14 protein-coding genes are annotated in these 13,947 nt (G+C 54.2%); 6 read left to right on the forward strand and 8 right to left on the reverse strand.

Annotated elements, in window-relative coordinates; translation table 11 throughout:
- Nucleotides 1-117: 117 nt before the first annotated feature.
- The 5 genes from AC0KVQ_RS15445 to AC0KVQ_RS15465 all read right to left on the reverse strand — a co-directional run bounded on the left by AC0KVQ_RS15445 (nt 118) and on the right by AC0KVQ_RS15465 (nt 4,992).
- The gene (locus AC0KVQ_RS15445) at nt 118-762 is read right to left on the reverse strand and encodes an NADPH-dependent F420 reductase (RefSeq protein ID WP_473422081.1); all 645 of its coding nucleotides are present in this window, start codon (nt 760-762) and stop codon (nt 118-120) included.
- Between the two features lie 246 nt (nt 763-1,008).
- Nucleotides 1,009-2,661, reverse strand: a complete 1,653-nt coding sequence (locus AC0KVQ_RS15450; RefSeq protein WP_473422082.1) for a putative bifunctional diguanylate cyclase/phosphodiesterase — start codon at nt 2,659-2,661, stop codon at nt 1,009-1,011.
- A 159-nt stretch (nt 2,662-2,820) separates the two neighbouring features.
- A complete protein-coding gene (locus tag AC0KVQ_RS15455) occupies nt 2,821-3,801 on the reverse strand; it encodes a glutathione S-transferase family protein (protein WP_473422083.1) in 981 nt (326 codons plus the stop codon).
- A 6-nt stretch (nt 3,802-3,807) separates the two neighbouring features.
- Nucleotides 3,808-4,494: a pirin family protein gene (locus AC0KVQ_RS15460; RefSeq protein ID WP_473422084.1), complete on the reverse strand. Its 687-nt coding sequence runs from the start codon at nt 4,492-4,494 to the stop codon at nt 3,808-3,810.
- A gap of 51 nt (nt 4,495-4,545) precedes the next feature.
- Nucleotides 4,546-4,992 carry a DoxX family protein gene (locus AC0KVQ_RS15465; RefSeq protein ID WP_473422085.1) on the reverse strand — a complete coding sequence of 149 codons (447 nt, stop codon included), beginning with the start codon at nt 4,990-4,992 and terminating at the stop codon, nt 4,546-4,548.
- A gap of 85 nt (nt 4,993-5,077) precedes the next feature.
- Between AC0KVQ_RS15465 and AC0KVQ_RS15470 the strand changes: the two genes are divergently transcribed.
- Complete coding sequence (locus AC0KVQ_RS15470) at nt 5,078-6,031, forward strand: LysR family transcriptional regulator (protein ID WP_473422086.1); 954 nt, start codon at nt 5,078-5,080, stop codon at nt 6,029-6,031.
- Here AC0KVQ_RS15470 and AC0KVQ_RS15475 read toward each other — a convergent pair.
- Nucleotides 6,014-6,907, reverse strand: coding sequence for a LysR family transcriptional regulator (locus AC0KVQ_RS15475; RefSeq protein ID WP_473422087.1), 894 nt, complete (start codon nt 6,905-6,907; stop codon nt 6,014-6,016). The genes AC0KVQ_RS15470 and AC0KVQ_RS15475 overlap by 18 nt on opposite strands.
- A gap of 141 nt (nt 6,908-7,048) precedes the next feature.
- Between AC0KVQ_RS15475 and AC0KVQ_RS15480 the strand changes: the two genes are divergently transcribed.
- The 5 genes from AC0KVQ_RS15480 to AC0KVQ_RS15500 all read left to right on the forward strand — a co-directional run bounded on the left by AC0KVQ_RS15480 (nt 7,049) and on the right by AC0KVQ_RS15500 (nt 12,214).
- Nucleotides 7,049-7,927 carry an SDR family oxidoreductase gene (locus tag AC0KVQ_RS15480; RefSeq protein WP_473422088.1) on the forward strand — a complete coding sequence of 293 codons (879 nt, stop codon included), beginning with the start codon at nt 7,049-7,051 and terminating at the stop codon, nt 7,925-7,927.
- A gap of 231 nt (nt 7,928-8,158) precedes the next feature.
- The gene (locus AC0KVQ_RS15485; protein ID WP_473422089.1) at nt 8,159-8,983 is read left to right on the forward strand and encodes a hypothetical protein; all 825 of its coding nucleotides are present in this window, start codon (nt 8,159-8,161) and stop codon (nt 8,981-8,983) included.
- A gap of 913 nt (nt 8,984-9,896) precedes the next feature.
- A complete protein-coding gene (locus AC0KVQ_RS15490; RefSeq protein ID WP_473422090.1) occupies nt 9,897-10,499 on the forward strand; it encodes a DUF1326 domain-containing protein in 603 nt (200 codons plus the stop codon).
- 50 nt (nt 10,500-10,549) lie between these two features.
- Nucleotides 10,550-11,335, forward strand: a complete 786-nt coding sequence (locus AC0KVQ_RS15495; protein WP_473422091.1) for a DUF2182 domain-containing protein — start codon at nt 10,550-10,552, stop codon at nt 11,333-11,335.
- 39 nt (nt 11,336-11,374) lie between these two features.
- Nucleotides 11,375-12,214 carry a class I SAM-dependent methyltransferase gene (locus AC0KVQ_RS15500; protein ID WP_473422092.1) on the forward strand — a complete coding sequence of 280 codons (840 nt, stop codon included), beginning with the start codon at nt 11,375-11,377 and terminating at the stop codon, nt 12,212-12,214.
- A 585-nt stretch (nt 12,215-12,799) separates the two neighbouring features.
- On the opposite strand, the gene AC0KVQ_RS15505 is transcribed toward AC0KVQ_RS15500, so the two are convergent.
- Together AC0KVQ_RS15505 and AC0KVQ_RS15510 are read right to left on the reverse strand one after the other, a co-directional pair.
- On the reverse strand, nt 12,800-13,375 hold the full coding sequence (locus AC0KVQ_RS15505) for a hypothetical protein (protein WP_473422093.1): 576 nt from the start codon (nt 13,373-13,375) through the stop codon (nt 12,800-12,802).
- A gap of 53 nt (nt 13,376-13,428) precedes the next feature.
- Nucleotides 13,429-13,947: DDE-type integrase/transposase/recombinase (locus tag AC0KVQ_RS15510; RefSeq protein ID WP_473422094.1), on the reverse strand; the 519-nt coding region annotated here is incomplete at its 5' end.

The following is a 13,947-nucleotide window of genomic DNA, read 5'->3' on the forward strand; positions in this document are numbered from 1 at the left end:
ATTGGGTTGTCGGGATTATCTCAGCCTATGCCAGACCCCGTTTTGATTGGGGTCGTTCCTTTTTCACCACCCTGTTATATGTATCAGTGATAAATAATGGAATGAATTTTTAAGGATTTAAATTTTTATCCAGGCTGGAGCTGAAATTGGGATTTTGCCTAAAAAATGGCTAAAGTAAAAATTCATTCCACCAATTGGTTCGAGATAGCGACTATTAGAAAGTGCTCCAGCATCCACAGGCCGGAAGCCGATTGAGTGGACTAATTCAGATACAGCAGTTTTGGCGTAAGGATCATCACCGGCAATAAAGACTTGCAATATCTCACCCTGACGAGATTCCGGTATTAGTATTTGTGCAAGTGCTAACAGCTGCGCAAAGATCGTATTGAATGCCTTCACCACCTGAGCTTGTGGTGCCAATTTTTGGATCTCCTCAGCCGCTGAGGTGGTATGACCGATGACAAGCTCCTTGTAATCCGGGTTGACCGGATTGGAGATGTCAACGATTACTTTGCCAGCCAAGCTATCTATTTGCTTGATGACATCTGCAGCAGCAGCGAACGGCAAAGCCAAGATAACAAGATCAGCAAATTTCACTGCATCGGGAATACCACCGCCAACTGCGCCATGGCCGACTTTGTCCGCCAATGCGACAGCTTTCATCACATCACGAGCGCCAATACGTATTTCGTGCTCGGTGGTGGCAAAAATTGCAGCCAAGCCTGCACCCATCCTGCCCGTTCCGATGATGGCAACTTTCATTGCTTTTCCATGTTAAATGAGTAAATACATGGATTTTAAAACTTGAATATCATTGGGATAAATGGCCAAAACAACTCATTACTTGAAATGAAATATTTCAAATTGACAAGCTGTTAAGTATTGGCGCGTTTACAAGATCGTGGCATTGGGGGCCATTTCTACTGCTTGGCATTCAGACCAGGAGATGTTGGCATCTGTCACAGAACAGGTAATTCCAATAAATGCATATTACCCACGCAGATGACTTCAGGGTAAATGCTGCTTCCCAGCAACAAAAATATCAAAATCATTAGGTGCCAGCGGCCGCGAAAACAAATAACCCTGGCAATGATCAATCCCCAGTTTATTCAGAAAATCGGCCTGCGCTCGTGTCTCGACACCCTCGGCAACCGTCGAGAGATTCAGTGCACCTGCCAGGGCGCCGATGGCGGCGGTAATCGCATTGGCATCGGCATTATCCGGTGTGTAACGCACAAAGGAAGCGTCGATTTTCAGCGTATCGAGGGGGAACTGGCGCAAGTAGGAGAGCGATGAGTAGCCGGTACCGAAGTCATCGAGCGAGAGTGCGACACCCAAAGACTTGAGTTCACGCATGCGGCCAGCCGTTGCGGTCGGGTCGTCAGCCACGGCGGATTCGGTCAGTTCGATTTCCAACTGTGCCGGGTTTATTTCCGCAGCTGAAAGTGCTGTTTGCACACGTAGCGCCACGTCCGGCTGCTGAAAATCCAGCGAGGAAAAATTGACCGCAACGCTGAAGCCGTGCCCGGCATAAGGCCGGATGGCCGCGAGGCTTTGCGCCAAGACCCAGTCGGTAATCTGCCGGATTTGTCCGGTGCGCTCGGCAATCGGGATGAATTCGGCTGGCGAGACAAATCCCAACTGGGCATCGTGCCAGCGCACCAAGGCTTCGGCGCCGACAACCCGTTCGCGGCCAAGATCAAGCTTGGGTTGCAACGCAAGGCGCAGCGCATTCTCTTCCACGGCATGGCGCAGGCGCGTTTCGATCAGCAACTCCCGCTGCAGTCGCTCGGCCAGCGTGGAGGTAAACGAAAGGATGCCGCCACAGCCCTGATTCACGCGCTCGCAGGAAGCCATGGCTTCGCGAAAACGATTTTCAAAAGTGCCAGAGGCGGTGGAAATGCCAATCTTGGCAACGACTTCCAGCACCATGCCGGCATAGGGAATCGGCACATTAATAGCACGCTGGCAGGCTTGCGCGAATGCCGGTGCATCACCGTGAACCAGCAGCGAGAATGAGGCTTCGCCCACACGCGCCAGAACCACTTCGTCACCATGATCCGAACAACATTTCTGAAGCCGTTCGGCGGCAGATAGCAATATCTGCTTACCCGCCTGCCGACCTTGCGCCGCGACCGCACGGAAAAAACCATGCAATTGCAGATACAGGCATGTCGTGTGATTGGTTGCCGCATGCAATTCGGTCCAAGCGCGCAATCCCCGGTAATTGAGCAGGCCCGTATCGTCGTCGTGGGTGGCCAGGCGTTGAAGTTCGTCAAGATGGAATTGGCGCTCGGTCATATCCCGCACAAAGCCGGTGAAGAATCGCTGCCCTTCCAGGGTGAAGCTGGAGATGCCCACTTCGACGGGGAACTGCGTCCCGTTCTTGCGTTCGGCCAGCAGCAGTTGGCCATTGCCGAGGATATGCGACACGCCACGGCTGGGATTGAAGTTGTGCAGGTAATCGTCATGCTGACTCTTGTGGGGTGCGGGCACGATGCAGGAAATATTGCGCCCGAGGAATTCCTCCCGCGACCAGCCGAACATACGCGAGGCCGCCGAATTGACGTCGACGATGCAGCCGTCGTGTCGGATGGTAAAGGTTGCATCCAGACTGGTTTCCAGAATGGCTGCCGTAATCGTCTGATCGTAAGGGAACATTGCCCGGTCCTTATGCTGCTATCGATAGCGCCTGCGTTTGTCGGCGTTATTGGAGCGCACTTTGATCAAAAAAACCAATCGATTTTGTCCTGGCAGAAAATTCGATTTCGACTGGATTCAGCGGCCTAATCCGTTTCTCAGTCCGAAAGATGCACTGGCTCAATTCGCGCCTCTTCCATGAGGATATTCCAAATCCAGCTGCGGACCTGCCGGTACGATACCCGTCGGGTTGATCATGGTGTGGCTGCGGTAGTAGTGCGTTTTGACATGGCTCAGGTTGAGTGTTTGGGCGATACCCGGCCATTGATACAGCTCTCGTGTATAAGCCCACAGATTCGGATAATCCACGAGGCGCTTGATATTGCATTTGAAATGGCCGTAATACACAGCATCAAAACGGATTAGCGTGGTAAACAAGCGCCAATCCGCTTCGCTAATGCGCTCGCCGAGCAAGTAGCGCTGCTTGGTCAATCGCGTCTCAAGCTGTTCCAAGGTTTCAAACAATTGCCGGACGGCTTCCTCATACGCGTTCTGGCTCGTGGCAAAACCGGCCCGGTAGACGCCGTTGTTGATGCGCTCGTAAATCAGCGCATTCAGCGCATCGATCTCAGGGCGCAGCATCTCTGGATAGAAATCGCCTGCCCGCGCGCCCACGGCATCGAAGGCAGAATTGAACATGCGGATGATGTCAGAAGATTCGTTGCTGACGATCGTATTGCGCTGCTTATCCCATAGCACGGGCACCGTAACCCGCCCGGTGTAGTCTGGCTTGGCGCGCAGGTAGATCTGGTGGAGGTATTGGCTCTGGAACAGCGGATCGGCGATCACACCGTCGGCCTGCTCAAACGACCACCCGTGTTCTCCCATATAGGGATTGACCACCGAAACCGAAATGAGCGTTTCAAGCCCCTTGAGTGCACGTAAAATCAAGGTGCGATGTGCCCAAGGGCAGGCCAGCGAAACATACAGATGATAGCGTCCCGGCTCGGCAACAAATCCGCCTTCGCCCGTCGACCCACGGTGACCGTCTGCAGTGACCCAGTTGCGATACTGGGCGTCGGAGCGGACGAAATATCCACCCGAAGATGCTGTGTCGTACCAGCGATCGATCCACTCGCCATTAATAAGCAGCCCCATCATTAGCTCTTAAGGAAGATCGAACAGCAAGGCTTCCACCTGGCTCGATGCCGCAAGCTCAAGCAGCTTTTCACCTGTAATGGTTGCACCGTCTCCGGCCGACATTTCCCGGCCGTTGATTTCAAGTTTCCCCCGGGCTACATGCAGGTAATAGGTGCGCTCGCTTGCCAGCGGGAAATGCTGGGTTTCATTTTCCAACGATACCTTATAAAGACAGGCATCCTGATGGATTTGCAGTGATCCATCCCGTCCATCCGGCGAGACAAGCAACTGGATGCCACGTGTTCCCGCAAAGTTCTTTTGATCGTAGCTAGGGGTAATGCGGGTTACCTGGGGTTGCACCCATATTTGCAGGAAATGCAGCCCTTCGCTCGTGGAGGGATTGAATTCGCTATGCGCAATACCGGTACCTGCGCTCATGACCTGGACTTCACCCGCACGGAGGGTGGTGTGGAATCCCATGCTGTCCTTATGTTCAATCGCCCCTTCTAGGATATAGCTGATGATCTCCATATTGCGATGGGGATGGGTATCGAATCCGCTTCCGGGCTGGACCCGGTCATCGTTGATCACGCGCAGCACCGATACACCCATGTGCCGGGGATCATAGTAGTCGGCGAAGGAAAAGGTGTGCCAACTATCCAGCCAGCCTTGGTGGGCATGACCGCGTTCGTGTGCGAGTCGTAAAACCATCATGATGCAAATCTCCGAGGTGCAAAGAGGTGCCTATGGCAACCTCTGAACGGGTTACTGTTTGTTTTTGGTAAGCGCACTGTCGATGGACAGGCTCCCGGCGCCGCTGATGAGCAAGGACACCGACACTGCCAGTAGTGACAGCGCAAATTCATATCCGTTATTGCTCATGAAGAGTCCGTTCGAAATATGAACCGTGAACATGGCTACCAGCATGGTGAATGCCAGGATCGCGGAAGCTGGTCGCACCAGCAGGCCGATCAAGAGGGCGATGCCGCCAAAAAATTCGGCGCTGCCTGCCAGCAAGGCCATCAGGTACCCGGCAGGCAGACCCAGCGAAGCCATGAATTTGCCGGTACCCTCCAGACCATACCCGCCAAAGACACCAAACAGCTTCTGTGCGCCGTGTGCAATGAAGATGATGCCGACGGGGATGCGCAGCACCAGCGGGGCCAAACCGGCAGATGAGGCAAGGATCTGTTTGCAAAATGGGTTGTTCATGATGTGTTCTCCAGTGGTTTATCAGTGTGGCTGATTGATGTATTGCATTTTAAATAGCGGCGATGTGAAAAAATAACGGATATTATTGAAATTATTGTTCAATAAATTTGATGATATGTACTCTCCGCTCACTCTTGATGCCCTCCGGGTCTTGGATGCCATTGATCGCAAGAAAAGCTTTGCTGCGGCCGCAGACGAACTGTTTCGTGTGCCTTCGGCGCTGTCCTACACCATCAACAAATTGGAAGAAGAACTGGGGGTCAAACTGTTCGATCGCAGCAAGCAGCGCGCGGTACTGACGCCAGTTGGTCACCTGGTTCTTGAGCAGGGGCGCCATATCCTGCGCGCGACAGAGGAACTGACCCTGTTAGCCAAGGCTGCAGCGGATGGTTGGGAGGTTGAACTCAAGATCGCGATCGATAGCGCACTCGACTTCACGACAGTTTATGCGCTGGTGCGTGAATTTCAGGCAGAACAGAAGCGAACGGAAATACGACTGATCGAAGAGGTTCTTGGCGGGACTTGGGATGCCCTGGATTCGGGACGTTGCGATCTGGTGATCGGCGCAGCAGGTGAGCCGCCATCCAGTGGCTTTGCCACTCACATCCTGGGTCAGGTAGAGTTTGTTTTCGCTGTCTCGAAAGACCACCCGCTCAATGCGCGGCCCCAGCCGCTGACTTCGAGTGACCTACGAGAGGCCACCATGGTGGTGGTGGCCGACAGTTCCAGACATTTACCCGCTCGATCATCAGGTCTGCTAGATGGCAGCACGCGGATTGTGGTGCCCACGATTGAGCAGAAAATTGCCGCACAGCGGCAGGGTCTAGGGGTGGGCTACCTGCCGCTGTATCGTATCCAGCAGGAACTGGCCGCGGGAACATTGAATATTTTGGCGTTAGAAGAACAGCGTATTCATCAGCCCATCTCGGTCGCGTGGCGTCATTCCAACAAGGGCAAAGCGCTCAAGTGGTTTGTGAATCGCTTGCAGGGGATGCATTTCGACAACCATCGAGGACTGATATCAAATCTGGCCGAATGACTGGCGCAGAAATTCAATAAACAAGCGCACACGGGCTGGCGTGAATTGACGTGATGGCCTGACGCAATACAAGCCGAAGGGTTCCGGACTGAAGTCCGACAGCACCTGACGCAAGCGCCCATCCGCGACGGCATCCGCGACCACGAATCGCGGCAACAGGGTGATCCCCATACCCTGGATGACGCCTTCCTTCAGCACCTCGGCATTATTGGCCGAGAGTGCGCCTTTGATCTCGATCGTCTCGATCGCCTCCCCCAACACGGAACGCCATTCGTCGCGCAGACTGACCAGACTGTAGTGCAGGCAGCAGTGGCGCTTCAGGTCTTCAGGCTGCAGCGGCTCCCCCCTGGCGGCCAGATAGTCGGGCGAAGCGCAGAAGATACGGTCTATCGTGCCGATACGGGTGGCGACCAGCGATGAATCCTGCAGCGAACCGATACGAATCGCGACGTCGATCCCCTCGGCCTGCAAATCGGTATACCGGTCTTCAAGCAACAGCTGGACCTTGAGGTTCGGATGCTGCTTCATGAATGCAGGCAACACCGCGGCCATTTTCTGAATCCCGAAACTCAGCGGCGCGGCTACGCGCAAAAGCCCCGCGACATGCTCCCGGCCGAGGCGAACGCGTTCCTCGGCCTCACCTAGCAGCTGGAAGACATTCTGCACATCCGCGTAGTAGCGCTGCCCCGCTTCGGTGAGATCCAGATGGCGCGTGGAGCGGCTGATCAACTGCACGCCCAGTGCTTGCTCCAGGCCAGAGATACGTCGGCTGACGGCGGCCGTGCTGGCTTCCAACTGCTCCGCCGCCCGCACGAAGCTACCGGTATCGATCACGGCAAGAAAACTGCGCAGGGCAATCAGGTCATATTCTTGCATTTAACGTAACAACCATTTGCGTTAACGAATATTTATTGCGCCAGTGTAAGTCTTTAATCTTCGCTCATCAAATCCGGGCAGCCACAAAACACAGCTCGGGGTTGAACCCACCGACACAAACTTTTTAGACAGGACGACATCATGAGCAAACCGACCCTTCTGATCATTGGCGCCGCCGGCAACAATGGCACCGCCACCCTCGAAGCCCTGACCCGCCAACACAAAGACGACTTCATCATTCGCGCTGGCGTACGTTCCGAAGCCAAGGCCCAGGCACTGCTGGAAAAATACCCGAGCATCGAAACCGTGATTCTCGATCTGGATAAGCCCGCCACCCTGGCGCCGGCATTCCAGGGTGTGGACAAGCTGTTCCTGATCATCGGCAATATCGAAAATCGCGAGGAACACGCCAAGAACGCCATCGATGCCGCCGTCGCTGCCGGCAGCGTCAAGCACGTGCTGTTCTATTCCGTTGTCGGTGCCGAATACGAAGCCATCCTGTTCGGCCGCCAATTCCGTGCTGGTGAAAAGTATCTGGAAGCCTCGGGTCTGGCCTGGACACACCTGCGCACGATCTTCTTCCAGGAAAACTTCGTGGGCTGGGCCGATGGCATCAAGCAAGGCGCGTTCTATTTCGGCATCCGCGACGGACGTTTCGCTCCATTGAATGTGGGTGACATCGGCGAGATCGCCGCCAATATCCTTTGCGGTAAGGGCCATGAAGGCAAGGCCTACAACATCACCGGCCCGGAACTGCTCTCCGGCGAGGATTTCGCTCGTGTGTTCTCAGACGTGACGGGCAAGACGGTTCAGTACATCTCGCCGGATAACGCCACCACCCTCAGTTCCTTGCTCGGTTCCGGCTGGCCGGAATGGCAAGCCAAGGGCCTCGTCGAGTTGTTCAACCTGTTTGGTGACAACTTGGCCGCGGTCGTTTCGCCTGATGGCGTAGCGTTGTTGGGTCGCCCGTTGACCCGCTTTCAGGATTACGTCGTCGCGAACAAGACGGCTTTCATTTAATACGCGAAACCATCGTGCATGGATAAATGACACCGCCATGTTCGATGCCGAGGCAAGCAATCCGGCCGATAGCAAACTGGCACCTGCACGGTGCCAGTTTTTCCGGATTGAAATTCGAAGTGCCATCCAATACATGGCAAAATAGCAGCCTTCTTTCTCTCGGCTTGCACGTTTCGTACTGCAGAGAGTCCCCATTCGAACCGCATCACGACTTGGAAAGGCGCACTCGTCATGAATCTTGTCACTCACCTTGGCAAACAAATTCTTGGTGTGCTGGCGGTTTACCAAGGGAGCGATATCGTCATTCACATCTGCGGGGTATACCCGCAATGGAATAACCACTTGCGTCTGTTTTTCCCACGGGGACACAACCTGTCCGTAGGCGACCTAGCGACGATCCATCTGGATAATCGCAGCGGGGTTGATGAATTCGACTCGGCAATCCGCGTCTATCGCGCGTCGTACAAAGGACGGGTTATTCACACGGAAGATGACTGGGCTGTATTGGAGCCACGAGAGTGCATCTTGCTCCACGGTTTTACTCCGGCCGTGGAAATCAAGGCGCCAGACTATGCCTTCCCTCAGGACAATCGGGCCGAGAATCCCGTACCGCTCACAGCCTTAACCTCTTTACCGGCCATCGAGGGGAAAGATCATCCCAACAAGGTGGGCGTACTGGTTACGATGGCGCAAAATCAGCCGCACACCACCGTACTGGCATTCCTTTCTACGCAGGAAGACGACATCTTCCTTATCACCTTTCCGGAAACCTTCAAGTCAAAACTGCTTAAACGCAATCCGCACTGCTTCTTTGTGATGGACGAACGTGCTTCTTACACCTTCGAGCGCGCCATCGAATGGAATTACACGATCATAGAAGGGCATGCCACCCTGGTTCCGCAGGACAATCCCCTGTTCGAATCGGTGCGTCAGGCCTTCATCATTAAAAATCCATGGGAATTGCCCTTCTTCATCCGGACGGATCTCGAGATGTACCACATCCGGAAAGAACGGTTGATTTGCCCAGGAACTCCTCGACACTCTGGTATGCGTTAACTATAGAAGCCGAGAAGTCTGTCTGGACATCGTCTGTCCGGCAGATTTCAGAGTGGAGCAGCCATCTGAATGGCAAGTTCGCGGGGACTGCGACCGACAGCTATTGGCCGGGTCCCGAAATGCCGGCACGAGCATCCGATGACCGGACCTGGAAGCATTACAGCCATTCAAGCCAGCACCCTGACTCCGCAAGCTGAATGGCCGGTTTTTAGTATTCTGGTCAAAATAGTGAATGGCCGCTTCCGTTTCTTACAATGGCTGGTTAGGGCACGGTCTTTCCGTACGACCTGGAAACCTGAACGGCAGCAAGCTGATCCATTGACGACGTTGTCTCGGACGCAAGTGTTTTTCGCTGTCTGTGGCTGGTCCGCAACTGATACCGGCCATTTGACCAAGGCATTGCCAACGACCGGTCCGCTCACAAATCTGCCAGACCTGGTATACGAGCAAATCGGCCTTTGCCGACACTCACTGGTCTGGCTGCTTGGGTCTGCAATGCGCTGATTAGTCGCCGTTATGTGGGAAATTACGCCGAATCGCGACTTACACATCGAAGAATTCGTAATCAATGGCAAATCCTCGGCCAAGGGTTAAGCCATTTGCACGGTACGATGGCTCCATTTAGTTGTAGCCACCGTGACTCCTGAAGATAGTACTCTTCTGCATTGAGAACTAAAGCCACCCAACTACTTCCGTAGATTGACAGTCCATAGCAAATACCGCCTATCTGCTTTTTCTCCACGCACCTCTTGCCGGTCAGTAGCTTGAGAGCATGATATTAATAATGATTATCAATGTTGTTTCTATTCCTGTATGGGAACGGGCATAGAGTCCACGCCGCCATTTTTCTCGTCACGACGCTCTCTCCAATCATTGTCCGCTCCTTTTTAGCAACCAAGAAGGAGGCACGATCATGGCTTACGAACTTGAAGGCAAACTGCTTGAAGTTTGCACCTGTAAAAGTATTTGTCCGTGCTGGGTTGGTGCTGATCCGGATGGCGGATCGTGTGACGGCACGATGGTTTGGCATTTTGAAAAGGGTGAAGTCGAAGGTGTTGATGTTTCCGGCCTGACCTTTGGCATGCTGGCCCATATTCCAGGCAACGTAACGGCTGGGAATTGGCGTGCGCAGGCATTTATCGATGAACGCGCAACACCAGCACAAGAAGAAGCTATCTTGTCAGTTTTTTCCGGGAAGCTGGGTGGCCCGGTAGCCGATATGGCGCAATTGGTGGGGGAAATTGTCAGCGTCGAACGCGTTCCGATCCTGTTCGAGGTGGAAGAAGGTAATGGGCGTGTGCGTCTTGGCAAGGCTGTTGAAGCAGAAATCAGCTGTTACCGAGGTCTCAATAACCAACCAACGACCTTGGTGGATACCATATTCAGCTCGATTCCTGGCTCCCCTGCCTACGTGGGAAGTGCATCAACTTACCGCGCCGATTCGCCGGCATTAAATATGACTGTGGATCTGAGCGGGCACAATTCCGTACAAGGCCACTTCCGGTTTGCCAACTGAGCGCCTGAAGCCAGCCCTTCCATGCAATGCGAATGGCACAGGTGAATGTCATGAAACAGTCACTGCCTGCACGCGGTATTTTCCTGTTCACCATGACCGGCATCAGTTTGCTGGCATGGGCTACGTTGTGGCTGATGGGACATTCGCATTGGGGGGGGCATCTTCATCACGCCGGGCTGGCTGAATTGGGTCCATCGACCAGCTTCGAGCAATTGCTACTCCAGGCGGGGCTCTATGTCATGGGATGGGTACTCATGACTACAGCCATGATGTTACCCACCACCATTCCTTTGCTGGAAGCCTTGCGTCGAATGACGGCACTGCGGCCGGAGCGTCATCAACTATTGGCCTTGACCGTGCTGGGCTATCTCGGTGCATGGCTGGCATTTGGAGTTTTGGCCCATTTTTTCGATTATGGGCTGCATTGGCTGTTTCTGCGCAGCGCCTGGTTACAAGCCAATGCCTGGCTTTTTGTAGCCGGCCCGTTTCTGCTGGCCGGCTTGTTTCAGTTTTCGAAGTTAAAGCACCGCTGCCTCGAGCGTTGCCGTGCACCCGCAGGGTTCCTGGTTGAACATTGGCGCGGAGGAAATCCGCGACTGCAGGCGTTGGCGATTGGTACCCATCACGGCTTATTTTGCGTTGGCTGCTGCTGGGCCCTGATGTTATTGATGTTTGCCATGGGTACTGGAAGTTTGCTCTGGATGTTGGGCTTGGGAATGCTGATGGCTATTGAAAAGAATTTCTCCTGGGGGCGGCATATCAGCACGCCGTTGGGAATTGTTCTGATCATCTGGGCAATCCTGATTGTGATTCAAGCAAAGTACTTGGTGGGATGATGCAGGGATCAAGACATATTCAAATTGTGGGTGGTGTCTATGTCGAATTTAGTAAATGAAGCAATCCAGATGCATTACGGTCGCCCGCATGTGGAAGAGGTAGGAAGTGTTATTTTGTCGGCACTGGAAAAAGCCGGCAAAAACCTGGATTACCTCACGCCAGCAGATTTGGCACCTGTTGATGAGTTCCATATCCGCGGCCGGGTTGCAACGCTTGAGCTGGCCCGTGCTGCGGGTATCGATGCAAACAAGCATGTTCTCGATGTCGGGAGCGGCGTAGGCGGAACCTCGCGGTGTCTTGCCATGGAATTCGGTTGCCGTGTCACTGGCATTGACCTCACCGATGAATATTGCCGTACCGCAGCAATGCTCTCGTCTAAGGTTGGACTCTCTGACTTGATTGACTATCGCCAGGGGGATGCGACCAACATGCCGTTTGATGATGGTGTGTTCGATATTGTCTGGACAGAGCATGTTGCCATGAATATTCCAGACAAATCCAGGCTGTACGAAGAAATGTATCGAGTTCTGAAGCCTGGCGGCACGCTCGCAATCTATGACGTATTGGCCGGTCCTGCTGGAGATGTCCTGTTTCCCGTCCCGTGGGCGCGTACGTCGGATACGAGCTTCCTTGTTTCGCCGAGCGAGTTGCGCAGGCTTGTTGAGGCTGCTGGATTTACCATTTCAGAATGGTCAGACACGACAGACGTAGCGCGTGCCTGGTTTGTGTCCCTGGCGGAGAAGATACGCCAGGAAGGCTTTCCACCTCTTGGGTTTCATCTGCTCCTAGGGCCTGATTTTCGGGAGATGGCGCAAAATCAAGGAAGAAACCTTCAAGAGGGGCGGATTGTGCTTGGGCAAATTGTCGCAAGAAAATAGATGATGCACGCCGTGACATGTAGCCAGTGTTTCATGCACGCATGGATAACGCCGATCGCTCCTGAACGGAGATTGCTTAAGCCCACCATTCCCGATTTGGGTACGGTGCAGTTACGCCTGTGGAGAAGGCGGCAGTTGGGGTCTCACACCCGCTCAACGACAGTAATCTGCGCGACAACGGCCATTGGAATTACCGCAGTCAATGGCTGCAATGGCCGAAGCCCAGTCCTCGGCCTTATGCGAAGCTTTACATAAGGCCGATGAGTTCTCGGCCACTCGCCACATTGTATGACTGCTCCCCCTCAATAAGCTGCCGCACAAACCTCGCCGGTTGCACTCCGCCAGTGGCAGCTATCGTTGTGCTCCTGCCTTTCAGGGGAAATTTTGTGCGCCGCGGTACCAATGGCTGCTTTGGATCAGGGCGAGGGGTCACTGTCCGCAATGGAGGAGAATACTGGATGACCGGTCATGGCCGGGTTCCGAAATGCCGGCTCGAACATCCAATGACCGGACCTGGAAGCATTGCAGCCATTCAAGCCAACACCCTGACTCCGCAACCTGAATGGCCGTTTTTTACTATTCTGGTCAAAATGGTGAACGGCCGCTTCCGTTTCTGACAATGGCAGGTATGGGCACGGTACTTTCCGTACGACCTGAAAACCTGAACGGCAGCAAGTTGATCCATTGCCGACGTTGTCTCAGATGCAAGCATTTTTCGCTGTCTGGGGCGGGGCCAAACTGATTACGGACATTTGACCGCACCGGCAAACAGGCTGGCTTCGGCCAACTCTGTCTGGCCGGAAAATTTGAATTGGGCAGTGTCGTCGATTGCCGCGAAATAATCTTCAATGCCTTCGCGAGCCTGTTGCAACAAACCCCATTGCGTGGCGTTATTGGCTTGGAAATACTGATGGTCCAGCTTTTTTTCAGCTGCGCTTTCTGCAGGGTCAGCGTATCGCGAGCCTGCGCCGCGACGGTGGTATCAGGTGCTGTAACCAGCGTGATCGTGGTTAACTGCACATCCTTGAGCAGGGATACCAGATCCGACGATGCCAATGCACTCGGGACAACCTTTTCAGTGATGATTTTTACTTCTGCTGCATTGCTGCGCGACGGCAGGATGCTATAGCCGCCTATCGAGAGTATGGCAACAAAGGCCAATGTAATAAGAAGGGTGAACCGCCCCGGGTTCCGTGGAGGCTATTTGGTTTAAGTCAGGCCGCGGTAGCGGCCTGATTGGCGAGTTGCCGATAGTAGTTTGCCTCAGCTTCTGCCGGCGGGATATAGCCGATGGGTTCAAGCAGCCGGTGATGGTTGAACCAGGACACCCATTCCAAGGTCGCCAACTCCACGGATTCCTTGGTTTTCCAAGGGGCTCGCCGGTGGATCATCTCGGCCTTGTATAGACCATTGATTGTTTCTGCCAGGGCGTTGTCGTAACTGTCGCCCTTGCTGCCCACCGACGGCTCTATCCCCGCTTCGGCCAAACGCTCGCTGTAACGGATCGAGACATACTGCGAACCTCTGTCCGAGTGATGGATCAGCGCATCCTCGCGTCCAGGCTGGCGGGCGAACAGGGCTTGCTCCAGAGCATCGAGCACGAAGTCCGTGTGCATTGAGCTACTCACCCGCCAGCCGACGATGCGTCGGGCGAAGTGTAAACCGGCATGCAAAACTTTCCAGGTTTCCGGGGTGATCGGCATCCAATAGTTTCCACCCCGGGTTGTGCAACC

It is taken from the genome of Formivibrio sp. oc-25 (assembly GCF_055810895.1).